Consider the following 21591-nt stretch of genomic DNA (forward strand, 5'->3'; position numbering starts at 1 on the left):
GTGGCCCCTCCCGCGCCGCGCGACCGGCGTCCCGACCCCGCCGACGTAGAGCTGGCCGTCGCGCTCGTGCGCGACGCGGGGCGCCTGGCGCTGCGCATGCGCGGCGCCGGAGCCCTCGACACGACCCGCAAGACGTCGGTCTCCGACGTCGTCACCGCGGCCGACCACGCCGCGGAGCGGCTGGTGCTCGAGCGGCTCGCCGCGCTGCGCCCCGACGACGGCGTGCTGGGGGAGGAGGGCGCCGAGCGGGTCTCGCGCAGCGGCCGCACCTGGGTGGTCGACCCCGTCGACGGCACCTACAACTTCGTGCGCGGTCTCACCGGGTGGTGCTCGGCCCTGGCCCTGGTCGAGGGCGACCCCTCGCGCCTCGACGCCGCCCTGCTGGGGGCGGTGCACCACCCCCACGACGACACGACCTGGGTCGGCGGCCCGGCCCTGCCGAGCACCCGCGACGGCGTGGCGCTCGACCCGGTGGTCGACCGCACCCTCGACCAGGCCTGCGTGGCGACCTACCGCCACCCCCCGAGCCATGCGACCCCGGCCGGCCTGGCCTGGGGCCACGCCCTGGCGCCCGCGGCGACGGTGCGGATGCTCGGGTCGGGGTCGATGGACGCCGCGCTGGCCGCTAGCGGCGTCGTCGACGTGGTCGTGCAGCACTCGGTGCCCGACTGGGACCGGCTGCCCGGCGAGGCGCTCCTGCGCGGGGTCGGGGGCGTCGCGCGCCTCGTCGAGGCCGCGGGCCGGCGCTGGTACGTCGCCGGCGCTCCGAGCGCGGTGGCCGAGGTCTGCGAGCGCCTGGCCGAGGCGGGTGCCGGCGCCGCGGCGCCGGGCCGCTAGCCTGCTCCCGCCATGATGGAACGTTTCCGCGCCTTCTGGACGAAGGTCATCGCCCCCGTCGCCCACATCCTGATCCGCCTCGGGGTGAGCGCCGACGTGGTGACCCTCGTCGGCACCCTCGGGCTCAGCGCCGGCGCCCTCGTCTTCTTCCCCCAGGGTATGCTGCTCACCGGTGTGCTGGTGGCGACCGCCTTCGTCTTCAGCGACCTCATCGACGGCTACATGGCCCGGTCGCAGGGCAAGAGCAGCAAGTTCGGCGCCTTCCTCGACTCCACGCTCGACCGCATCGGCGACGGCGCCATCTTTATTGGGCTCTCGCTCTACTTCGCGGGCCCGGGCGACAGCACGCTCTACCTCGTGCTGTGCCTGGTCTGCCTCCTCATGGGGGCGGTGACCTCCTACGCCCGCGCCAAGGCCGAGGGCCTCGGCTTCACCGCGAAGGTCGGCATCGCCGAGCGCGCCGACCGTCTCGTGGCCATCCTGGTGATGACCGGGCTGAGCGCGATCTTCGACGCCCCGATCCTGCTGCACGTCGTGCTGTGGGCCCTCGCCGTGGCCAGCACGGTCACCGTGGTGCAGCGGATCTGGGTCGTGCGCCAGCAGGCGCTCGCCGAGGTGTGAGGACCCTCTCGTCGAATGGGTCGGGCAGGTAAACGGCCGTAGAATTCGACCCATGGCTGACACCGCTGGCACCCCGTCCGAGACCACCGGCACCGGCACCACCCGCGTCAAGCGCGGCATGGCCGACATGCTCAAGGGCGGCGTGATCATGGACGTCGTCACCGCCGAGCAGGCGAAGATCGCCGAGGACGCCGGCGCCGTGGCCGTCATGGCGCTCGAGCGGGTGCCCGCCGACATCCGCGCCCAGGGCGGCGTGAGCCGGATGAGCGACCCCGACATGATCGACTCGATCATCGAGACCGTCTCGATCCCCGTCATGGCCAAGGCCCGCATCGGCCACTTCGCCGAGGCGCAGGTGCTGCAGAGCCTCGGGGTCGACTACATCGACGAGTCCGAGGTGCTGACCCCGGCCGACTACGCCAACCACATCGACAAGTGGCAGTTCACCGCCCCCTTCGTCTGCGGCGCCACCAACCTGGGCGAGGCCCTGCGCCGCATCGCCGAGGGCGCGGCCATGATCCGCTCCAAGGGCGAGGCCGGCACGGGCGATGTCTCCAACGCCGTCATGCACATGCGCACCATCGGTGGCGAGATCCGCCGGCTCTCCTCGCTGCTGCCCGACGAGCTCTACGTCGCCGCCAAGGAGCTCCAGGCGCCCTACGACCTGGTCAAGGAGGTCGCCGAGCGCGGCTCGCTGCCCGTGGTGCTCTTCACCGCCGGCGGCATCGCCACCCCGGCCGACGCCGCGATGATGATGCAGCTCGGCGCCGAGGGCGTCTTCGTGGGCTCGGGCATCTTCAAGTCCGGCAACCCCCAGCAGCGCGCCGAGGCCATCGTCAAGGCCACGACCTTCTACGACGACCCCGACGTGGTCGCCAAGGTCTCGCGCGGCCTGGGCGAGGCGATGGTCGGCCTCAACGTCGACGAGATCCCGCAGCCGCACCGCCTGGCCGAGCGCGGCTGGTGACGTCCGGGCCCGCCGCGCCCTGACGGGGCGGCGGGTCGTGCGGCCCGGCGTCGGCTCGGCCGCCGGTCACCGCAGGGCTCAGCGCAGCTCGGGGCAGGGCAGCCGCGCCCGGTCACGGGCCGTGAGGGCGTCGTAGTCGCCGACCAGGTCGAGCACCCGGCCCGTGGTGTCGAGGTAGGCGCGGAAGTCGTAGGGCGCGGCCGCCCAGTAGAGCTGCGGCTCGCCGCCGTCGGCGACGGTGTAGCGGCCCGACGGCTCGCCCATGAGGTCCACCACGACGCCCGACGGCGACCCGACGTCGAGGTCGCACCACGCCGCGACCCACCGCGCGGTGACGGCGTCGTCGACGGCCCCGCCGCCGCGGGCCACGGTGGCGAGCACCCGCCACCGCGCGTCGTCGTAGGTCATCGTCACCGTCTGGTCGCGGCCGGGCAGGTCGACCGCCAGCACGGTCCGCTCCGCGGTGGCCGAGGTGACCTCGAGACCGGCGACGTCGGTTGCGAGGGTCTCGGTCGGCTCGTCCCACAGCACGCCGACGAAGCCGGTGCAGGGGTCGCCGAGGCCGGCACGACCCAGCAGGATCGCCCTGCTGCGCAGCTCGATCGTCAGCTCGGGCGCCTGCCGCGCGCAGGCCCCGGCGGCGTCGCGCGCCGCGAGCGCCCCCAGCCACGCCAGGTACGCCGACTCCGCGGCCGTGCCGCCGCCGGGCGCACCGGGGCCCGCCGTCGCGTCGCCCGCGGCGGACCCGGCGTCGGACCCGGCGGTGGACCCGGCGTCGGACCCGGCGGTGGACCCGGCGTCGGACCCGGCGGTGGATGCGTCGGTGTCTTCGGGGGCGGTGGCGACCGACGGGTCCGCCGGGAGGGAGGCGGCCCGGCGCGGAGCGCCGGGGTCGGTGCAGGCGCCGAGCCCGAGGACGGGGGCGAGGAGCAGCGCCGCGACGACGACGCTGGCCCGGGTCATGGCGTCAGCCTGCCACGCGGCGTACGCCCCCGGCGGCGCAGGGACGGGCGGGCCCGTCCGGGCCATGCCACGACCCGCACCGCGCACCGACGGGCGGGCCCGTCCGGGCCATGCCCGGCCCCGACCGGGTGGACCGGGTGGACGGACGGGTCATCGACGCGCGGGAAGCCTCCGACGGGCGCCGCGCCGACCGATGGGCACGGGGAGCCGGCTGCCGCCAGGGCGCTGCCGGAGCCAGGAGGGCGTCGACGTGCGCACCATCGTCAAGGGATCACTCGCCGCGGGCGCAGGCGTCGTGCTGCTGCTCGGGGGCGCCGGCACGCTCGCGGTGTGGACCGATGCCGAGGACCTCCCCGGCACCGGCTCCACGAGCGGCTACCTCGACCTCACCGACCCGGTCTGCGATCCGTGGGAGCTCGACGGGGGCGCTGCGTTCACGACCCAGCTGATCGTGCCGGGCGACGAGCTCAGCCACCGCTGCACCTTCACCCTCGACGCCGCGGGTGAGCACCTGTCGGCGACCTTCGAGACCTCCGACCCCGTCGTGACCGAGACCAACGCGCTGGTCGACGACCTCGTGGTCTCCACCGCCTACACCGTCGGCGGCGTCCCCGTCGACCCGGAGGCCGGCGGGGTGGCGGTGCAGGACGGTGACGTCGTCACCGCGGTGGTGACGGTGTCCTTCCCGCTGGGGTCCGACAACGCCAGCAACGTGCCGACCGCCGGGCTGCAGGCGACGCTCGAGGACATCACGGTCACCGCGACCCAGGACCACTCCGGCTGAGGCCGTGCGCGTCCTGACGTGGGTCCGTTGCGTCGCCCGGGTCGCGGCCTGGGCGGCGACGCTGCTCGCGCTCGCAGCGCTGACCGTGGGGCTGGTCGTGCCGCGTCTCGCGGGCGGCTCGGCCTACACCGTGCTCACCGGCTCGATGCGGCCCGGGCTGCCGCCGGGCACCCTGGTCGTGGTGCAGCCGGCCGAGACCGGCGCGCTGCGCACCGGCGACGTCGTCACCTACCAGCTGCGCAGCGACGAGCCCGCCGTCGTCACCCACCGCATCGTGGCCGTCGGGGTCGACGGGGCGGGCGAGCTGCGCTTCACCACCCGGGGCGACGCCAACGACGTCGCCGACCCCGTCGCCGTGCGGCCCGAGCAGGTGCGCGGACGGCTCTGGTACGCCGTGCCGCACCTCGGCCACGTCGGGCGGCTGCTCAACGGGGAGCAGCGGCGGCTGGCCGGCCTCGTCCTGGCCGGCCTGCTGCTGTCCTACGCCGCCTCGGCGTACGCCCGGGCGGTGCGGGAGCACCGCGCCGCGTCGTCGCGGCGCACCCCCGTCGCACCGGGGCGGCACCGGGCCTCGGTCGAGCACCCCCGCGAGCGCGCCGATGCCTAGCCACCGCGCGACCCCCGCCCGCGGCGGGGTGCCCCGGCCGCTGCGGTCGCTGCGGGTGCGGGCGGCGCTCGGTCTCGCGGTCGTGGCCTGCGTCGCGACCACCGGCACGTGGGCGGCGTGGACCGACGAGGTGCCGGTCAGCGGCGCCACCGTCACCGCGGGGAGCATCGACCTGACCGTCGACGGCAGCAACGCCGTGACCGGCTACACCTCGCTGTCGGTGGGGGCGATGGTGCCCGGGGGCAGCGTCGCGGCGGTGCTCACCGTGCGCAACGCGGGCACCGCCCCGCTGCGCTGGACCGCCACGTCGACCGCGACCAACGCCGACGGCAAGGGCCTGGCCGCGGCGCTGGCGGTCACGGTGACCGGCGACACCGTGGTCTCGGGCAGCGCCCCGGCCACCACCTGCGCCGGCACCGCCCTGGCCGGCGCGGGCTCCACGCTGGGCGGGGCGCTGGTCGGGACCGGTCGCACCCTGGCCCCCGCCACCACGGAGAAGGTCTGCGTGCAGCTGACCCTGCCCGGCACGGCGGCCAGCGGCCTGCAGGGCGCCACGACGGCGGTGACCCTCACCTTCACGGCCTCCTCGGACCTGTCGTGACCCCGCGGCACCGGGGCGGTCCACGCCCGCACGGCCGGGCCCGCGCCGCGGCGCACGCCACGCTGGCGGCGCTGGCGCTCGCCGCCTGCCTGCACCCGGCGCCGGCGCAGGCCGCCCCCTGGACCGACACCGTCGGCGTCATCGGCACCACCCTGGGCGCAGCCACCGTGCCGGCGCCGGCCACGTTCACCTGCACCGGTCTGGGCCTCGGCAGCGTGCGGTTCACCTGGTCCGCGGTGGCGGGTGCGACCAGCTACACGGTGTCCTACGACGGCGGAGCCGGGTCGGTGACCACGACCGGCACCTCGGTGGACCTGGCGGGCCTGCTCAACGGGGGCACGGCCTGGGTGCGGGCCCACGTCGCCTACCCGTCGGTGACCTGGTCCTCGGTGCCCTCGACCACCCGCACCTACACCTTCGTCGTCGTGAGTCTCTGCGGCTGACCCGCGCCACCGCACCCGGGTCCCGTCCTGGCCCGCACGGAAGCCGGTGAGTAGTCCGTCCGGGCCGGTGCGGCGCCGGTCGGGCAGAACCCCTGACCCGTCGTGACCATCTCCGTCCGGCGGCCATGACCCCGGCTGCGAGGGTCCGTTGAGGAGGTGTCTTGCCCGCCACCCACCGACCGGAGCCCCTCATGAACAAGACCACCAAGGGTGCCCTCGCGGCGTCCACCGCCGCCGTGCTGCTGCTCGGGGGCGCCGGCTCGCTGGCCTACTGGACCGACAACGACGTCGTGCAGCCCGGGTCCTTCGCCAGCGGCGAGATCAAGCTGACCAACGGCACGTGCGCGACGAGCTGGACCTACGCCCCCGGCAACGCCAAGGCGGGATCCGTGGTGACCGCCATCGTCCCGGGGGACAAGATCACGAAGACCTGCACCTTCACGGTGCTCGCCAAGGGCGACAACCTGTCGGCGACGCCGACCCTCCCCGCGGTGATCCCCGTCCGCAAGACGTCGTCCGACCCGGGCACGTCCACCCTCGACGCCACCGCCGCCGCGACCTACACCACCACCAGCGGGTTCACCGCGGGCAAGCTGACCCCCTCGAACAACAACGACACGCTGAGCGCGGCCATCACGGTCTCCTTCCCGTACGGCGACGCGACCACCAAGAACGCCAACGACACCCAGAACCTCATCGCCGCGGTCGACGCGCTCACGGTGTCCCTGGTGCAGGACAACCCCAACCCGGCCTGATGCGCAGCCGCAGCCGCAGCCGCAGCCGCAGCCGCAGCCGCAGCCGCGGCACAGCGCTGGGCTGGGCGGGGCAGGTCGCCGCCTGGACCGTGCTGCTCGCGGTCGCGGCGGTCGTCGCGGCCGGGGTCGTCGTGCCCCGGGTGGTCGGGGCGACGCCCTACACGGTGCTCACCGGGTCGATGGCCCCGACCTACCCGCCGGGGACCCTCGTCGTGGTGAGGCCCGTCGACGCCGACGACGTCGGCCCGGGCACGCCGGTGACCTTCCAGCTGGAGTCCGGACGGCCCGAGGTCGTGACCCACCGCGTCGTCGACGTGGCCTACGACCTGACCGGCCGGCGGCTGCTCACCACCCAGGGCGACGCCAACCCGGTGCCCGACGCCGAGCCCGTCGAGGCCGCGCAGCTGCGCGGCCAGGTCTGGTACGCCGTGCCGCACCTCGGCCGCGTCAACGCGCTGCTCACCGGCCACCAGCGCCAGGTCGCGGTGTGGGTCGTCGGCGGCGGGCTGCTCGCCTACGCCGGCGCCATGTTCGCCGGAGCCGCCCGCGAGCGGGGTCGCCGCCCGCGCCCGACCCACCTGCGGACCGCCTGACCTGCACCGCCTGACCTGCACCGCCTGACCTGCACCGCCTGACCTGCACCGCCTGACCTGCACCGCCTGACCTGCACCGCCTGACCTGCACCGCACACCGCGATCGTCCGCGGATGCGCCGCCGCCCGCCCGTCCGTTCGACCGCCCGCCCGACCGACCCAGGAGAGGAGCCACCGTGTCGCACGCCCGTCGCCTCCGCACGGTGCTCGTCGCCGCCGTCCTGGTCGCGCTGCCGGTGAGCACCGTCGCGATGCGCCCGGCAGCCGGGCCGCCCGGGGCGGGTGCGAGCCGGGCCGAGGAGTCGGCGCTGCGCGACACCGACGTGTCGTCGTACCTCGCCGTGTCGCGCGACCGCGCCTTCACCTCGGCCTGGGACGGCCCCGTGTGGGGTCGCGGGGCCCGCTGGGTGCCGGGGGAGCGGCGCGCGGGGGACTTCTGGGTGCGCAACGACGGCCCGGCGCCGGCCGACCTGACCCTCACCGTGGCCTCGCGCGGCGCGAGGCCGCTGCTGAGCGCAGACCGGTTCAGCGTGCGGGTGGCGGGTCGTGCGCGTCGCGGTGCTCCCAGCCGCGACCTCACGCGGAGCCTCGCCCGGGTGGAGGGGTCGCTGCGGCGCACCGCCCCGGTCGTGCTCGCCTACCACCTGCGCCCGGGCCGGCTGGTGCACGTGCGGGTCGTCGCCGCCCTGGCCTACACCGCCGGCAACCGCACCCAGGGCCGGGGATCGCGCGTGTCCCTCGAGCTCCGCCTGACCCAGGACGTCAACGGCTTCCGCGACGACACGGTGGTGCTCCGTGGCTGAGCACCGCAGGACCCAGCGGCCGTCCCGGCCCGCGCTCACCCGCCCCACGGGCCGCCGTCGGGCGGTGGTGCCGCGGCGCGGCCGGGCCACCAAGGGCTGGGCGGCACTGGCACTGGCCGGGGGACTGGTGCTGGGCGCCGGCAGCCAGGGCACCTTCGCCTTCTGGAGCGACACCGACACCGTGGCCAGCGGCTCCTTCACCACGGGGCGCCTCGACCTCACCGTCGACGGCGCCCAGGGCAACCCCACCGCCTACGCCGCCACCAACCTCGCGCTCGCCACGATGGTGCCGGGCGAGAGCGTCGCCGCGACGCTCACCGTGCGCAACGCCGGCGACGCGCCCTTCACCTTCCGCGCCAGCGCCACCAAGGCGGGCGACCTGGCCACGCCGCTGGTGGTCGAGGTGCTCGCCGGGTCGACGCAGACCGGCGACGACGCGACCTACCCCCGCACCGAGGGGTGCTCCGGCGGCACGCCGCTGTCGCCCACCACGGCGACCCGGCTCGACGTCGCCGCCTCCCTGACGCTGTGCGTGAAGGTGAGCCTCCCCTTCGAGACCGCCGACACCTTCCAGTCCAAGACCACCCCGAGCACCGTCTCCGTCGCGCTCGCCGCCACCCAGGTCGCCGCGTGAGCCGCGCAGCGCTCGTGGTGCTCGCGCTCCTGCTGGGGCTGGGTGTCGGCACGACCCTCGGGTCGAGGACCCCCACGACCCTGGCCGCCTTCTCCGACTCGGCCGCCGCGACCAGCGGGGAGCTCACCAGTGGGGCGATCGCCAAGCCCGGAGCGCCCGTGGGCGCCCGCTCGCTGGCGGGAGCGGTGACCCTGAGCTGGGCGGCCACACCGGCGGGCACCGGCACGGCCGGCACCTACCGGGTGCTGCGCTGGAGCGCGGCCACGGGCGGCACCAGCGTGCAGGCCTGCGCCACCACGGCGCCCACCACGACCTGCTCCGACGCGGGCGCGCCGCTGCTCGCCACCACGTACTACTCCCTCGTCGCCACCGTCGGCGCCGCCTGGAGCAAGGAGTCGGACCGGGTCGCGGTGCCGGTGGCCGGCTCCTCCGACACCGTCGCCCCCGCGCTCGCCGTGGGCTTCCCGACCACCGGCACGTCCTCCTCGTCCAGCTCGTTCTCGACCAAGGTCGCCGCCGGCTGCCCGGCGGGCGGGGTGGCCTGCGGCTCCACGTCGGACAACGTCGCCACCACCGCGGTCACCTACCGCCTGGAGCGGCGCAGCGGCACGGGCCTGGGTGCGAGCACGGTGTGCTGGAACGGGTCGGCGTGGGCCTCGGCCACCTGCCTGCTCGGCCAGCAGCCGGCCACGCTGGTCGGCGGCACGGCCTGGCGGGTGCCGGGCTCGCCCGAGACCGCCTACCCCAACACGTTCGGCGCGGCGGCCTTCACCCTCACCGTCCGTGCCGTCGACGCCGCCGGCAACGCGACCACCGCGACCAGCACCTTCTCCACCACCTGACCCGCCCCGCGCGCTCCCACCTGCCCGCGCGGGGATCCGGGCCCGGCCCTACGATCGCCCGGTGCCGTCACCCCGCATCGGAGTCCTCGCCCTCCAGGGCGACGTCGTCGACCACGTCCGCGCGCTGCGGGCGCTGGGGGCCGAGGCGACCGGCGTACGCCGCGCGGCGGAGCTGGCCGCCGTCGACGCGCTGGTCGTGCCGGGCGGCGAGTCGACCACGATGATCCGCCTGGCGAGGGTCTTCGACCTGCTCGGACCGCTGCGCGAGCGGATCGCCGAGGGCCTGCCGGTGCTCGGCACCTGCGCGGGGATGATCATGCTGGCCGACCGCGTCGAGGACGCCGCGCCCGGGCAGGAGACCCTCGGCGGGCTGCACGTCACGGTGCGCCGCAACGCCTTCGGGCGCCAGGTCGACTCCTTCGAGGGCCCGCTCGACGTGGCCGGCCTCGACTCCCCGGTGCACGCCGTCTTCATCCGCGCGCCCTGGGTCGAGGCCGTCGACGACGACGTCGAGGTGCTCGCGCGTGTGGCGCACGGTCCGGCCGTGGGTAGGATCGTCGCGGTCCGGCAGGGCCCGCTCATGGCCACCTCGTTCCACCCCGAGGTCGGCGAGGACACCCGCATCCATGGGTTGTTCCTCGACCTGGTCCGGGAGCGCTGACCGGCCGGCGCAGCACTTCGACAAGCACGACCGCCCCGGTGCGCCGGGAGCAGGGCGTGGACGGACGGGAAGAGGGAACGCATGTCGGGGCACTCCAAGTGGGCGACCACCAAGCACAAGAAGGCCGCGATCGACGCCAAGCGCGGCAAGATGTTCGCCAAGCTGATCAAGAACATCGAGGTCGCGGCCCGCATGGGCGGCGGTGACCCCACCGGCAACCCGACGCTCTACGACGCCATCCAGAAGGCCAAGAAGTCCTCGGTGCCCAACGACAACATCGACCGCGCGGTCAAGCGCGGCTCCGGTGCGGAGACCGGCGGCGCCGACTACCAGACGATCATGTACGAGGGCTACGGCCCCTCCGGCGTCGCGATGCTCATCGAGTGCCTCACCGACAACAAGAACCGCGCCGCCATGGAGGTCCGCACCGCCATGACCCGCAACGGCGGCTCGCTGGCCGACCCGGGCTCGGTGTCCTTCCTCTTCCACCGCAAGGGCGTCGTCGTGGTGCCCGCGCAGCAGGAGGGGAAGACCGTCTCCGAGGACGACGTGCTCGAGGCGACCCTCGAGGCCGGCGCCGACGCCGTCAACGACCTGGGGGAGGCCTTCGAGGTCGTCTCCGAGCCCACCGACCTGGTGGCGGTGCGCACCGCGCTGCAGAGCGCCGGCATCGACTACGACTCCGCCGACGCCTCCTTCGTGCCCGACATGCAGGTCGCGCTCGACAAGGACGCCGCGGCCAAGATGTTCCGCCTCGTCGACGTCCTGGAGGACCTCGACGACGTGCAGAACCTCTACGCCAACTTCGACGTGGCCGACGACGTCATGGCCCAGCTCGAGGACGCCTGACCCGAGGCCGCTCCCGAGGCTGCTCCCGAGGCTGGGCCCCGGCCCGCGTGTCGCCGCGGCCCAGGCCGGTCGTGGTGGGTAGCGTTGCCTGCGAACACATGTTCGACACGACGCCGGCCCACCGAGGCCCGGTGCGAGGACCAGGAGGCGCGATGCGGGTGCTCGGGATCGACCCCGGCCTGACCCGCTGCGGCCTCGGGGTGGTGGAGGGGTCGGTGGGCCGCCCGCTGACCCTCGTCGACGTCAACGTGGTGCGGACCTCCTCGCACCTGCCGGTCGCGGAGCGCCTGGTCACCATCGAGAAGGGCGTGGACGCCTGGCTCGACGAGTTCTCACCCGACGCCGTCGCGGTGGAGCGGGTCTTCGCCCGCTCCGACGTGAGCACGGTGATGGGCACGGCGCAGGCCAGCGGGATCGCCATGGTGTGCGCGGCGCGACGCGGGCTGCCGATCGCGCTGCACACCCCCAGCGAGGTCAAGGCCGCGGTCTCGGGCAACGGTCGCGCCGACAAGCAGCAGGTCGGGGCGATGGTGACCCGGATCCTGCGCCTCGACGCGCCGCCGAAGCCGGCCGACGCGGCCGACGCCCTGGCCCTGGCCATCACCCACATCTGGCGCGGCGGGGCCCAGCAGCGCATCGACGCCGCCGTCGGGGCCAGCGGCGCGCGCGCCCACCGGCAGGCGCAGGTCGACGCCCAGGTCAGGGCCCAGCGGGCCGTCCAGCAGCAGGCGCGCAGGCGCGCGTTGGAGCAGGCCGCCGAGGTCGCGGCCGGGAGGAGCAGCAGGTGATCGCGTTCGTGCACGGCCAGGTGGCCACGGTGGGCCTGTCCAGCGCCGTCCTCGAGGTGGGCGGCGTGGGGCTCGAGCTGCTCTGCGCCCCCGGCACCCTGGCGTCGCTGCGCGTGGGGCAGCCGGCGACCCTGCCCACCAGCATGGTGGTGCGCGAGGACTCCCTGACGCTCTTCGGCTTCCTCGACGACGACGAGAAGGCCTGCTTCGAACTCGTGCAGACCGCCTCCGGCGTCGGTCCCAAGCTGGCCCAGGCGGTGCTGGCCGTGCTCGCGCCCGACGACCTGCGCCGCGCAGTCTCGGCCGAGGACGTCAAGACCCTCACGCGCGTGCCCGGCATCGGGCAGAAGGGCGCGCAGCGGATCATCCTGGAGCTCAAGGACCGCCTCGGCGCGCCCGTCGGCGGTCGCTCGGCGCCGGCCGCCGCCTCGGCCGAGCCGTGGCGTGAGCAGGTGGCGACCGGTCTGGTCGGTCTGGGCTGGTCGGCGAAGGACGCCGAGAAGGCCGTTGACGCCGTGGCCCCCGAGGCGGGGCCGGTGCCCGACGTCGCGGCGCTCCTGCGCGCTGCGCTGCGCTCGCTGAGCAGGGCCTGACGTGCGCGAGGAGGACCTCGCGGCCGCCGAGGACGCCTACTTCGGGTCCCTGACCGCCGCCGAGGCCGAGGGCGACGAGCGTGCGGTCGAGGCCGCGCTGCGACCGCGCAGCCTCGACGAGGTCGTCGGGCAGGCCCGGGTGCGCGACCAGCTGGGCCTGGTGCTGGAGGCGGCGCGGATGCGCGGGCGCTCGCCCGACCACGTGCTGCTGTCGGGCCCGCCGGGTCTCGGCAAGACCACGCTGGCCATGATCATCGCCCACGAGATGACCGCACCGCTGCGCCTGACCAGCGGCCCGGCCATCACCCACGCCGGCGACCTGGCCGCGATCCTGTCGGGGATGAACGAGGGCGAGGTCCTCTTCGTCGACGAGATCCATCGGATGTCGCGCCCGGCGGAGGAGATGCTCTACATGGCGATGGAGGACTTCCGCGTCGACGTCGTCATCGGCAAGGGGCCCGGCGCCACCGCCATCCCGCTCGAGATCCCGCCCTTCACCCTCGTCGGCGCGACCACCCGTGCCGGGCTGCTGCCCGGCCCGCTGCGTGACCGCTTCGGCTTCACCGCCCACCTCGAGTACTACGAGCCCCACGAGCTCGACCGCATCGTGCACCGCTCGGCGGGCCTGCTCGGGGTCGAGCTGCGCCCCGACGGCTCCAGCGAGATCGCCTCGCGCTCGCGCGGCACCCCGCGCATCGCCAACCGCCTGCTGCGCCGGGTGCGCGACTTCGCGCAGGTCCGCGCCGACGGCGTCGTCACCCTCGACGTGGCGCGCGCGGCGCTCGATCTCTACGAGGTCGACGAGCTCGGCCTCGACCGGCTCGACCGGGCCGTGCTCGACGCGCTGTGCCGCCGCTTCGGCGGCGGCCCCGTGGGGGTCTCCACCCTCGCCGTGGCCGTGGGGGAGGAGCGCGAGACCGTCGAGGAGGTCGCCGAGCCCTTCCTGGTGCGCAACGGCTTCCTGGCCCGGACCCCCCGCGGGCGCATCGCCACCCGCGCGGCCTGGCACCACCTCGGCCTGGCCGCACCCGCCGCGGTGGCCGACACGGCGCTCTTCGACGACTGAGCGGTCGCGCGCCGCGTGGCCACGCCGCCGCCGCGCGCCGGGCCCGCACGACCTGGTCCGAGAGGGTGTGGCGGTGCGCGCCCCGCCGGGCACGGTGGTGCACGACGTGGCCTGGGCCACGGCTACACTTTGCCGTCGGTCGCCCCCGGGACTCCTCCGGGGTCCCGCGGCCCTGCACCCACTCCCTGCTCGAGAGGTCTTGTCGTGTCGACGCTCGTCAACCTGCTGCCGATCATCCTGATCGCGCTGGTGTTCTGGCTGCTGATCATCCGGCCGCAGACCCGGCGCCAGAAGGAGCTCGTGCGCATGCAGGGCTCCCTCACCGTCGGCGACCGGGTGATGCTGACCTCGGGCGTCTTCGGCGAGGTCCGCGAGATCACCGACGAGCACGTCGGGGTCGAGATCGCCGACGGCGTCGTGATCCGCGTGGTGCGAGGGGCGATCGGCTCGATCATCCCCGCCCACGACCCGCTCGAGGACCCGACCGACGGGCCGGCCCTCGGCGAGGGCCGCGCCGAGACCGAGGAGCGCTGACGTGGCGCGCCCCTCGACCCGTCCGGGCCGCACCCTGGTGGTGTTCTTCCTCGGCGTGGCGATCCTCTACGGGCTCACCGCGCTGGCCGGCACCTGGAAGCCGGCCCTGGGCCTGGACCTCCAGGGCGGCACCCGCATCGTCCTGATCCCCGACGGCGACCCCTCGCAGGAGAACCTGGAGGAGGCCCGCCAGATCATCGACGACCGCGTCAACGGCTCCGGCGTCTCCGAGGGCGAGGTCACGACCTCGAGCGGCAACATCACCGTCGAGATCCCCGGCGAGGACCAGAGCGACCTCGAGGAGACCGTGCAGCGCACGGCCCAGCTCCGCTTCCGTCTCGTCGCGTGCTCCCCGCTGCTCGGCACCGCCTGCGGCGCGACCGGCCAGGTGAGCACCGACCCCGGCACGCAGGTGCCCGGCGCCACCACCCCCGGTGGCCAGCAGGGTGGCCAGCAGGGCGGCACCCAGAACGGTCAGCAGAACGGCCAGCAGCAGGGCGGCCAGCAGGACGGCGCCGGTCAGAGCGGCAACAACCGCCCCGCTCCCGGCTTCGCCCAGCGCGACCTGCTCACCTCCGGCACGGCCTCGCCCAGCCCCAGCGGCCAGCCCAGCGACCAGCCCAGCGGCCAGGCCGGCGACGGTGCGAGCACCAGCCCCTCGGCCGAGCCCTCCGGCAGCGCCTCGCCCTCGGGCAGCGCCGGCCCGGGCGCCGCCGCCGGCGGCCAGGCCGCGATCGACAGCTGCCTGGCGGCAGCCGCCGACGACGAGACCCTGGCCGACCCGCTGGCCTGGATCAACAGCCCCACCCCGGCGTGCGCCGAGGCGTTCACGGCGTACCAGTGTCCCGCCGAGGGCACCGGCCAGGCCATGCCCGACGACCCGGCCACGCCGCTCATCACCTGCGACGACGAGGGCATCCCCTACCTGCTGTCGAGCTCGATCATCGAGGGCACCGACCTCACCGACGCCGCCGCGGGCATCCCGCAGGGCCAGGTCGGCTGGGCGGTCACCCTGTCGTTCAACGGCGAGGGCACCGACACCTTCGGCGAGGTCTCCCAGGCCCTGGCCGGCCAGGAGCGCCCCTTCGCCATCGTGCTCGACGGCGGCGTGATCTCCGCGCCCACCATCGACACCCCCATCCTCAACGGCGAGGCCCAGATCACCGGCGACTTCGGCGAGGAGGAGGCCGACAGCCTGGCCACGAGCCTGAAGTACGGCTCGCTGCCGATCGCCTTCGGCGACACCTCGGTCGAGACGATCGGCCCCTCGCTCGCGGGCAGCCAGCTCAGCGCGGGCATCTACGCCGGCGCGGCCGGCCTGCTCCTGGTGATGCTCTACTGCCTGGTCTACTACCGCGGCCTGGGCCTAGTGGTCGTCGGCTCGCTCGCCGTCGCGGCGGCCATCACCTACGCCATGGTCCTGCTCCTGGGCGCCGGCGCGGGCTTCACGCTGACCCTGCCCGGCATCGCCGGTCTCATCATCGCGGTCGGTGTCACCGCCGACTCCTTCATCATCTTCTTCGAGCGCATCCGCGACGAGATGCGGGAGGGCAAGTCGATGCGGGTCGCGGTCGAGTCGGGCTGGCAGCGCGCCCGGGTCACCCGGCTGGCCGCCAACGTGGTCTCGCTGCTCTCCGCGGCGGTCCTCTACATCTTCGCGACCGGCGTCGTGAAGGGCTTCGGCTTCGCGCTGGGCCTCTCGACGCTGATCGACCTCGCGGTGCTGTTCTGGTTCACCAAGCCGATGGTGTCCTACCTCGCGCGCTACTCGTTCTTCAACGGCGGCGGTCGGCTCTCCGGCCTCAGCCCCGAGACCCTGGGCATGGACCGGGTCCCGGCCACGGCAGGAGGCAAGGCCTGATGGGCACGTTCTCACGGCTCGGCAACGACCTCTACGGCGGTCGGAAGTCGATCGACTTCGTCAACAAGCGCGGCCCCTGGTACCTCGTCTCGGTGCTGCTCGTGGCCGCGGCGATCGCCATCGTTCTGCTCAAGGGCCTCAACTTCGGCGTGGAGTTCACCGGCGGCACGCAGTTCGACGTCGACGTCGCTGCGAGCTCCGCGACCCAGGACACCGCCGACGAGCTGCGCCAGGAGATCGCCGACTCCGGGATCGAGGCCGCGGGCACGCCCACGGTAACGACCTCGAGCCGCGACGCGCTCATCGTGCAGACCGAGAACCTCTCCAACGCCGACAACGACGCGATCCTGCAGATCATCGACGACGTCACCGGCGCGTCGGGTGACGCGATCTCCCAGACCGAGATCGGCCCGAGCTGGGGCCAGCAGGTCGCCCAGCGCGCCGTGCTCGGCGTGGTCATCTTCCTCATCCTCGTGGTGCTCTTCATCTGGGCCTACTTCCGCGAGTGGAAGATGTCGGTGGCCGCGCTCGTCGCGCTCTTCCACGACATCGCCATCACGATCGGCATCTACGCCCTCTCCGGCTTCCCCGTGACACCGTCGGCTGTCACCGGTCTGCTGGCGATCCTCGGCTTCTCGCTCTACGACACCGTCGTCGTCTTCGACAAGGTCCGCGAGAACACGACGTCGGCCGAGCTGCGCCGCACCCGCTACACCTACGCCGAGGCCGCCAACCTGGCGGTCAACCAGACGCTGGTCCGGTCGATCAACACCGCGATCGTCGCGCTCATCCCGATCGGCGCGATCCTCTACGTCAGCACCGTGCAGCTGGGTGCGAGCTCGCTGCAGGACCTGGCGCTGTCGCAGTTCGTCGGCATGGCGGTGGGTGTGTACTCCTCGATCTTCCTGGCGCCCCGCCTGCTGGTGCACATGAAGTCCTCGGAGACCGAGGTCAAGCTCGAGGAGAAGCGCGCCAAGGCCCGGGCCCGGGCCATGGCCGACCCCTACGCCACCGTGCCGAGCTTCGCCGAGGACATGCCGGTCGAGGACGAGCCGGGCGCCGACCCGGCCGACCGCCCTGTCGTCGACCGCGACCGGCCGCAGATCGCCGGCAACGCCCCGCGCACCGCACCCCCGCGGGCCTCGGAGGCGGTGGGACGCGGTCGGGTGGTGCCCCCGTCGCGGGGTCCGGTCGCCGACTCCCGCGCCGCCGGTCGGCAGCAGCCCTCGCGCCAGACCCGATCCAAGCGCGGCAAGAAGTGACCTCGCCCGGCGAGGACCCGCTCGCCCCCGCCCGTGACGCCCTGGCCCGGTTGATCCTCGACGTGGCCGACTACCCCGAGCCGGGCGTGGTGTTCAAGGACATCACCCCGCTGCTCGCCGACCACGACGGCCTCAGCGCCGTGGTGGCCGCGCTGGCCTCGGCCGGGCGCTCCGGCGCCGACAGCGTGGTGGACAAGGTCGTCGGCATGGAGGCGCGGGGCTTCATCCTGGCCGCGCCGGTGGCGCTCTCCCTCGGTGCCGGCTTCGTCCCGGTGCGCAAGGAGGGCAAGCTGCCCCGCGAGACCCACGGCGTCTCCTACTCCCTGGAGTACGGCGAGGCCACGCTGGAGATCCACCGCGACGCCATCGCCCCCGGCGACCGCGTCCTGCTCGTCGACGACGTGCTCGCCACCGGCGGCACGGCGCGCGCGACCCAGCAGCTGGTCGAGCAGTGCGGCGGCAGCGTCGTCGGCGTGGCGGTGCTGATGGACCTGTCCTTCCTGCCCTGGCGCGAGGCGCTCGGCGAGCTGCCGGTGACCACGCTGATGACGGTCTGACCCGGCCCGGCCACGGACTAGACTGACCAGGTGACCGAGGAGCGCACGGCCCCGCAGACCGGGTCCGGTGCGCCCGGCCCCGCCGACTCCTCCCCGGGCGCCGCGCCGGAGGCCGCCTCCGCCCCGTCCTCGTCCGGCCCTGCGCCCCGCGTCGAGCCCGGCACGCCGGTCGACCGCCCGGGCGCGCCGCGCCAGCCGACCCGCACGCCCCCGCGGCGCCCCGACCGCGTCGCCGACCACCGCCAGGTCGAGGCGCCGTCGTCACGCAGCATGCGCTCCCGGCTGGCCCGGATGGGCACGCGCAGCGGCCAGAGCGGCACCAACCCCGTGCTCGACCCGCTGTTCCGCGCCGTACGCGCCAACCACCCGAAGGCCGACCTCGCGCTGCTCGAGCGGGCCTACGCCACCGCCGAGCACCACCACGGCTCGCAGATGCGCAAGAGCGGCGACCCCTACATCACCCACCCGCTCGCGGTGACGACCATCCTGGCGGGCATCGGCATGACCGAGCCGACGCTGGCCGCGGCCCTGCTGCACGACACCGTCGAGGACACCGACTACACCCTCGAGCAGCTGACCAAGGACTTCGGCGAGGAGGTCGCGCTCCTCGTCGACGGGGTGACCAAGCTCGACAAGGTCCGCTACGGCGAGACCGCCGAGGCCGAGACCATCCGCAAGATGATCGTCTCGATGTCGCGCGACATCCGGGTGCTGGTCATCAAGCTGGCCGACCGGCTGCACAACATGCGCACCCTGCGCTTCGTGCGCCAGGAGACCCAGGAGCGCAAGGCCCGCGAGACCCTCGACATCTACGCCCCGCTGGCCCACCGGCTGGGCATGAACACCATCAAGTGGGAGCTGGAGGACCTCGCGTTCGCCACGCTGCACCCCAAGATCTACGACGAGATCGTGCGGATGGTCGCGGAGCGTGCGCCCTCGCGCGACCAGTTCATGGCCGAGGTCATCAACCAGGTCGAGGCCGACCTGCGCGAGGCGAAGGTCAAGGCGAAGGTCACCGGGCGCCCGAAGCACTACTACTCGATCTACCAGAAGATGATCCTGGGCGGTCGGGAGTTCTCCGACATCTACGACCTCGTCGGCATCCGCGTGCTGGTCGAGGAGGACCGCGACTGCTACGCCGTCCTCGGCGTGCTCCACTCCCGGTGGAACCCCGTGCTGGGGCGCTTCAAGGACTACGTCGCGATGCCGAAGTTCAACATGTACCAGTCGCTGCACACCACGGTGATCGGTCCGCAGGGCAAGCCCGTCGAGATGCAGATCCGCACCTTCTCCCAGCACCGCCGCGCCGAGTACGGCGTGGCCGCGCACTGGAAGTACAAGGAGGACGGCCGCGCCGGCCTCGACACCGACCGTCGCGCCGAGCCCGGCCAGACCGGCGGCGACATGACCTGGGTGCGCCAGCTGCTCGACTGGCAGAGCGAGGTCGAGGACCCGGGCGAGTTCCTGGAGTCGCTGCGCTTCGAGATCAACCGCGCCGAGACCTACGTCTTCACCCCGCGCGGCGACGTGATCGCACTGCCCTCGGGGGCCACCCCGGTCGACTTCGCCTACGCCGTGCACACCGAGGTCGGCCACCACACCATCGGCGCGCGGGTCAACGGCCGGCTGGTGCCGCTGGAGTCGACGCTGGAGAACGGCGACGTCGTGGAGGTCTTCACCTCCAAGTCGGTCAACGCCGGTCCCTCGCGCGACTGGCTGACCTTCGTGAAGTCGCCGCGCGCCCGCTCCAAGATCCGCCAGTGGTTCACCAAGGAGCGGCGCGAGGAGGCGATCGAGCAGGGCAAGGAGCAGATCGCCAAGCTGATGCGCAAGGAGGGGCTGCCCCTCAAGCGGCTGCTGTCCCACGAGTCGCTCACCCTGGCCGCCGAGCACTTCAAGATCAGCGACGTCTCCGCGCTCTACGCCGCGGTCGGCGAGGGCAACCTCTCGGCCCAGGCCGTCGTACGCCGCGTCATCGACCTGCACGGCGGCAGCGAGGGCGCGCAGGAGGACCTCGCCGAGGCCGTGACGATCACGGGCCGGCGCGGTCGCAGCAAGGTCGCCGGGGCCGGGGACGCCGGTGTGGTGGTCAAGGGCGCGCCCGACGTCTGGGTCAAGCTCGCCAAGTGCTGCACGCCGGTGCCGCCCGACGCGATCCTCGGCTTCGTCACCAAGGGCGGGGGAGTCTCGGTCCACCGCCAGGACTGCACCAACGCCAGCTCGCTGCAGTCGCAGCCCGAGCGGCTGCTCGAGGTCGAGTGGGCGCCGGACTCCAAGTCGACCTTCCTGGTCAACATCCAGGTCGAGGCCCTCGACCGGGCCCGGCTGCTCTCCGACATCACGATGGCGCTCTCCGACGCACACGTGAACATCCTCTCGGCCAACCTCTCCACCACGCGCGACCGCGTGGCCAAGAGCCGGTTCACCTTCGAGATGGCCGAGACCAAGCACCTCGACACGGTGCTGCGCGCCGTGCGCGGGGTCCCCGGCGTCTTCGACGCCTACCGCGTCACCCAGTAGTCCGCGCCGGTCGACCTATTACCGACCGTTGAGACCTCTACCTGACAGTCATGACGGTCAGGTAGAGGTCTCAACGGTCAGTAGGACGCGTCGGCCCCCGCGCTCAGCCGGGGCCGACCGAGGTCAGCCGGAGAAGTCGGCGCTGGCCCGGCGGGCCATGTCGAGGAACTGCCGGCGCGAGGCCAGGTTGTCTTCGAGGTCGGCGACCTTCTTCTGGTCGCCCTTCTCGCGGGCCTTCTCCAGGTCGGCCTCGACCTGGGCGATGGCCGACTCGAGCTTGGCGACCATGTCGGAGGCGCGGGCCGACTTCTCGGGGTCGGAGCGCTTCCACTGGTCGTCCTCGACCCCGCGGATGGCCTGCTCGACCGCGCGCATGCGGCCCTCGAGCTCCTTCATCCGGTCGCGCGGCACCTTGCCGGCGGCGTCCCACCGGTCGGCGAGGTCGCGGAAGGTGCGCTTGGCGGCGTCGAGGTCGGTGACCGGCACGAGCGCCTCGGCCTCGACGAGGATCTGCTCCTTGACGACGGCGTTGCCGGCGAACTCCTGGTCGAGCGCGGCGTTGGCGGCGTCACGCGCGCCGAAGAAGGTGTCCTGGGCGCCGCGGAAGCGCTTCCACAGCGCGTCGTCGGCGTCCTTGGGCGCGGGGCCGGCGGCCTTCCAGTCGCGCATCAGGTCGCGGTAGCGGCCCGACGTCGGGCCCCAGTCGGTGGAGTCGGCGAGCGCCTCGGCCTCGGTGGCCAGCCGCTCCTTGACCACGCGCGCCGACTCGCGCTTCTCGTTCTGCTCGGCGAAGTGGCTCTTGCGGCGGCGTGTGTAGGCCGTGCGGGCGGTGGAGAAGCGGCGCCACAGGGCGTCGTCGGAGGCGCGGTCGATGCGGGGGAGCGCCTTCCACTGCTCGAGCAGGTCGCGCAGGCGGTTGGCGCCGTTGCGCCAGTCGGTGCCCTCGGCGAGCTTCTCGGCCTCCGCGACCAGCTTCTCCTTGGCCGCCTTCGACTCCGCGGAGCGCTGCGCCTTCTCGGCGCGCCGGGCCTCGCGCTGCTGCTCGAGCACCGGGGCGAGCGCGTCGAGCCTGGCCTCGAGGGAGGCGAGGTCGCCGACGGCGTTGGCGTCGGTGACCTGCGCACGCACCTTGCCGAGGGACTCCGTCGCCTCCTCGGGCGACATCACCCCCGACTTGATGCGCTGCTCGAGCAGCTCCACCTCGAAGGTCAGCGCGGCGAAGCGCTCGGTGAAGAAGGTCAGCGCCTCCTCGGGCGTGCCCTCGGGGTACTGCCCCACGGAGCGCTCCCCGTCGGCGGTCTTCACGTAGACGGTGCCGTCGTCGTCGACGCGGCCCCACTGCTCGCTCGTCACTGCGGTTCCCTCGGTCTCGGTGTCACTCGGTGGTCACTCGGTGGACGCGAGGCCCCATGCTAGTCAGACCGTGGCCGCGGGGGCCGAGGCGCCCGCCA

24 protein-coding genes are annotated in these 21591 nt (G+C 74.0%); 22 read left to right on the forward strand and 2 right to left on the reverse strand.

The genetic code is table 11. The features are described 5' to 3' along the window. The 3 genes from ASF47_RS04700 to pdxS are packed head-to-tail and all read left to right on the forward strand — an operon-like array spanning position 1 to position 2425. Positions 1–837, forward strand: a complete 837-nt coding sequence (locus ASF47_RS04700) for an inositol monophosphatase family protein (protein WP_056862743.1) — start codon at positions 1–3, stop codon at positions 835–837. Between the two features lie 12 nt (positions 838–849). Continuing rightward, on the forward strand, positions 850–1458 hold the full coding sequence (pgsA, locus tag ASF47_RS04705; RefSeq protein WP_056862744.1) for a phosphatidylinositol phosphate synthase: 609 nt from the start codon (positions 850–852) through the stop codon (positions 1456–1458). 52 nt (positions 1459–1510) lie between these two features. Continuing rightward, the gene (pdxS, locus tag ASF47_RS04710) at positions 1511–2425 is read left to right on the forward strand and encodes a pyridoxal 5'-phosphate synthase lyase subunit PdxS (protein WP_056862745.1); all 915 of its coding nucleotides are present in this window, start codon (positions 1511–1513) and stop codon (positions 2423–2425) included. 78 nt (positions 2426–2503) lie between these two features. Here the strand turns inward: pdxS and ASF47_RS04715 are convergent, their stop codons facing one another. Next, on the reverse strand, positions 2504–3388 hold the full coding sequence (locus tag ASF47_RS04715) for a hypothetical protein (RefSeq protein WP_056862746.1): 885 nt from the start codon (positions 3386–3388) through the stop codon (positions 2504–2506). Between the two features lie 250 nt (positions 3389–3638). On the opposite strand from ASF47_RS04715, the gene ASF47_RS04720 reads away from it, so the two are divergent. The 19 genes from ASF47_RS04720 (at position 3639) to ASF47_RS04810 (ending at position 20140) form a co-directional block, all read left to right on the forward strand. Next, the gene (locus ASF47_RS04720; RefSeq protein WP_056862747.1) at positions 3639–4172 is read left to right on the forward strand and encodes an alternate-type signal peptide domain-containing protein; all 534 of its coding nucleotides are present in this window, start codon (positions 3639–3641) and stop codon (positions 4170–4172) included. A 4-nt stretch (positions 4173–4176) separates the two neighbouring features. Beyond that, a complete protein-coding gene (locus ASF47_RS04725) occupies positions 4177–4779 on the forward strand; it encodes a signal peptidase I (RefSeq protein WP_056862748.1) in 603 nt (200 codons plus the stop codon). Further along, on the forward strand, positions 4772–5380 hold the full coding sequence (locus ASF47_RS04730; RefSeq protein WP_156697725.1) for a SipW-dependent-type signal peptide-containing protein: 609 nt from the start codon (positions 4772–4774) through the stop codon (positions 5378–5380). The genes ASF47_RS04725 and ASF47_RS04730 overlap by 8 nt, the downstream gene beginning before the upstream one ends. Further along, complete coding sequence (locus ASF47_RS04735; protein ID WP_056862750.1) at positions 5377–5823, forward strand: hypothetical protein; 447 nt, start codon at positions 5377–5379, stop codon at positions 5821–5823. Before ASF47_RS04730 ends, ASF47_RS04735 begins: the two co-directional genes overlap by 4 nt. A 161-nt stretch (positions 5824–5984) precedes the next feature. Beyond that, positions 5985–6578 (forward strand): alternate-type signal peptide domain-containing protein, encoded by a 594-nt coding sequence (locus tag ASF47_RS04740; RefSeq protein WP_156697726.1) that lies wholly within the window; start codon positions 5985–5987, stop codon positions 6576–6578. Beyond that, entirely contained in the window at positions 6578–7171 is a 594-nt protein-coding gene (locus ASF47_RS04745) for a signal peptidase I (RefSeq protein WP_056862752.1), read from the forward strand. The genes ASF47_RS04740 and ASF47_RS04745 overlap by 1 nt, the downstream gene beginning before the upstream one ends. A 175-nt stretch (positions 7172–7346) precedes the next feature. Continuing rightward, positions 7347–7973: a hypothetical protein gene (locus tag ASF47_RS04750; RefSeq protein WP_056862753.1), complete on the forward strand. Its 627-nt coding sequence runs from the start codon at positions 7347–7349 to the stop codon at positions 7971–7973. Beyond that, positions 7966–8607 (forward strand): TasA family protein, encoded by a 642-nt coding sequence (locus ASF47_RS04755; RefSeq protein ID WP_056862754.1) that lies wholly within the window; start codon positions 7966–7968, stop codon positions 8605–8607. Before ASF47_RS04750 ends, ASF47_RS04755 begins: the two co-directional genes overlap by 8 nt. Continuing rightward, on the forward strand, positions 8604–9449 hold the full coding sequence (locus ASF47_RS04760) for a hypothetical protein (RefSeq protein ID WP_056862755.1): 846 nt from the start codon (positions 8604–8606) through the stop codon (positions 9447–9449). The genes ASF47_RS04755 and ASF47_RS04760 overlap by 4 nt, the downstream gene beginning before the upstream one ends. A gap of 61 nt (positions 9450–9510) precedes the next feature. Next, positions 9511–10110 carry a pyridoxal 5'-phosphate synthase glutaminase subunit PdxT gene (pdxT, locus tag ASF47_RS04765; RefSeq protein WP_056862756.1) on the forward strand — a complete coding sequence of 200 codons (600 nt, stop codon included), beginning with the start codon at positions 9511–9513 and terminating at the stop codon, positions 10108–10110. A gap of 81 nt (positions 10111–10191) precedes the next feature. Beyond that, positions 10192–10959, forward strand: a complete 768-nt coding sequence (locus tag ASF47_RS04770; RefSeq protein ID WP_056862757.1) for a YebC/PmpR family DNA-binding transcriptional regulator — start codon at positions 10192–10194, stop codon at positions 10957–10959. Positions 10960–11111: 152 nt separating this feature from the next. Next, positions 11112–11747, forward strand: coding sequence for a crossover junction endodeoxyribonuclease RuvC (gene ruvC / locus ASF47_RS04775; RefSeq protein WP_056862758.1), 636 nt, complete (start codon positions 11112–11114; stop codon positions 11745–11747). Beyond that, positions 11744–12340 (forward strand): Holliday junction branch migration protein RuvA, encoded by a 597-nt coding sequence (gene ruvA, locus ASF47_RS04780; protein WP_056862759.1) that lies wholly within the window; start codon positions 11744–11746, stop codon positions 12338–12340. Before ruvC ends, ruvA begins: the two co-directional genes overlap by 4 nt. A 49-nt stretch (positions 12341–12389) precedes the next feature. Beyond that, a complete protein-coding gene (gene ruvB / locus ASF47_RS04785; RefSeq protein WP_227489176.1) occupies positions 12390–13406 on the forward strand; it encodes a Holliday junction branch migration DNA helicase RuvB in 1017 nt (338 codons plus the stop codon). A 204-nt stretch (positions 13407–13610) separates the two neighbouring features. Continuing rightward, positions 13611–13940: a preprotein translocase subunit YajC gene (gene yajC, locus ASF47_RS04790; protein ID WP_056862761.1), complete on the forward strand. Its 330-nt coding sequence runs from the start codon at positions 13611–13613 to the stop codon at positions 13938–13940. A 1-nt stretch (position 13941) separates the two neighbouring features. Further along, positions 13942–15801 (forward strand): protein translocase subunit SecD, encoded by a 1860-nt coding sequence (gene secD, locus ASF47_RS04795; RefSeq protein ID WP_056862762.1) that lies wholly within the window; start codon positions 13942–13944, stop codon positions 15799–15801. Continuing rightward, a complete protein-coding gene (gene secF, locus ASF47_RS04800) occupies positions 15801–17063 on the forward strand; it encodes a protein translocase subunit SecF (protein ID WP_056862763.1) in 1263 nt (420 codons plus the stop codon). Before secD ends, secF begins: the two co-directional genes overlap by 1 nt. Further along, a complete protein-coding gene (locus ASF47_RS04805; protein ID WP_056862764.1) occupies positions 17060–17620 on the forward strand; it encodes an adenine phosphoribosyltransferase in 561 nt (186 codons plus the stop codon). Before secF ends, ASF47_RS04805 begins: the two co-directional genes overlap by 4 nt. Before the next feature lie 270 nt (positions 17621–17890). Then, entirely contained in the window at positions 17891–20140 is a 2250-nt protein-coding gene (locus ASF47_RS04810) for a RelA/SpoT family protein (RefSeq protein ID WP_056862989.1), read from the forward strand. A 123-nt stretch (positions 20141–20263) separates the two neighbouring features. On the opposite strand, the gene ASF47_RS04815 is transcribed toward ASF47_RS04810, so the two are convergent. Then, entirely contained in the window at positions 20264–21493 is a 1230-nt protein-coding gene (locus tag ASF47_RS04815; RefSeq protein WP_056862765.1) for a DUF349 domain-containing protein, read from the reverse strand. Positions 21494–21591: the final 98 nt, after the last annotated feature.

Source organism: Nocardioides sp. Leaf285 (genome assembly GCF_001422955.1).
Taxonomy (GTDB): domain Bacteria; phylum Actinomycetota; class Actinomycetes; order Propionibacteriales; family Nocardioidaceae; genus Nocardioides; species Nocardioides kribbensis.

Bases quoted from the DNA above. Each gene is read 5' to 3' on its own strand.
- ASF47_RS04730 (WP_156697725.1), top strand. From the start codon at position 4,772: ATGCCTAGCCACCGCGCGACCCCCGCCCGCGGCGGGGTGCCCCGGCCG.
- ASF47_RS04770 (WP_056862757.1), top strand. From the start codon at position 10,192: ATGTCGGGGCACTCCAAGTGGGCGACCACCAAGCACAAGAAGGCCGCG.
- ruvC (WP_056862758.1), top strand. From the start codon at position 11,112: ATGCGGGTGCTCGGGATCGACCCCGGCCTGACCCGCTGCGGCCTCGGG.
- secF (WP_056862763.1), top strand. From the start codon at position 15,801: ATGGGCACGTTCTCACGGCTCGGCAACGACCTCTACGGCGGTCGGAAG.
- ASF47_RS04715 (WP_056862746.1), bottom strand. From the start codon at position 3,388: ATGACCCGGGCCAGCGTCGTCGTCGCGGCGCTGCTCCTCGCCCCCGTC.
- pdxS (WP_056862745.1), top strand. From the start codon at position 1,511: ATGGCTGACACCGCTGGCACCCCGTCCGAGACCACCGGCACCGGCACC.
- pgsA (WP_056862744.1), top strand. From the start codon at position 850: ATGATGGAACGTTTCCGCGCCTTCTGGACGAAGGTCATCGCCCCCGTC.
- ASF47_RS04810 (WP_056862989.1), top strand. From the start codon at position 17,891: ATGCGCTCCCGGCTGGCCCGGATGGGCACGCGCAGCGGCCAGAGCGGC.
- ASF47_RS04745 (WP_056862752.1), top strand. From the start codon at position 6,578: ATGCGCAGCCGCAGCCGCAGCCGCAGCCGCAGCCGCAGCCGCAGCCGC.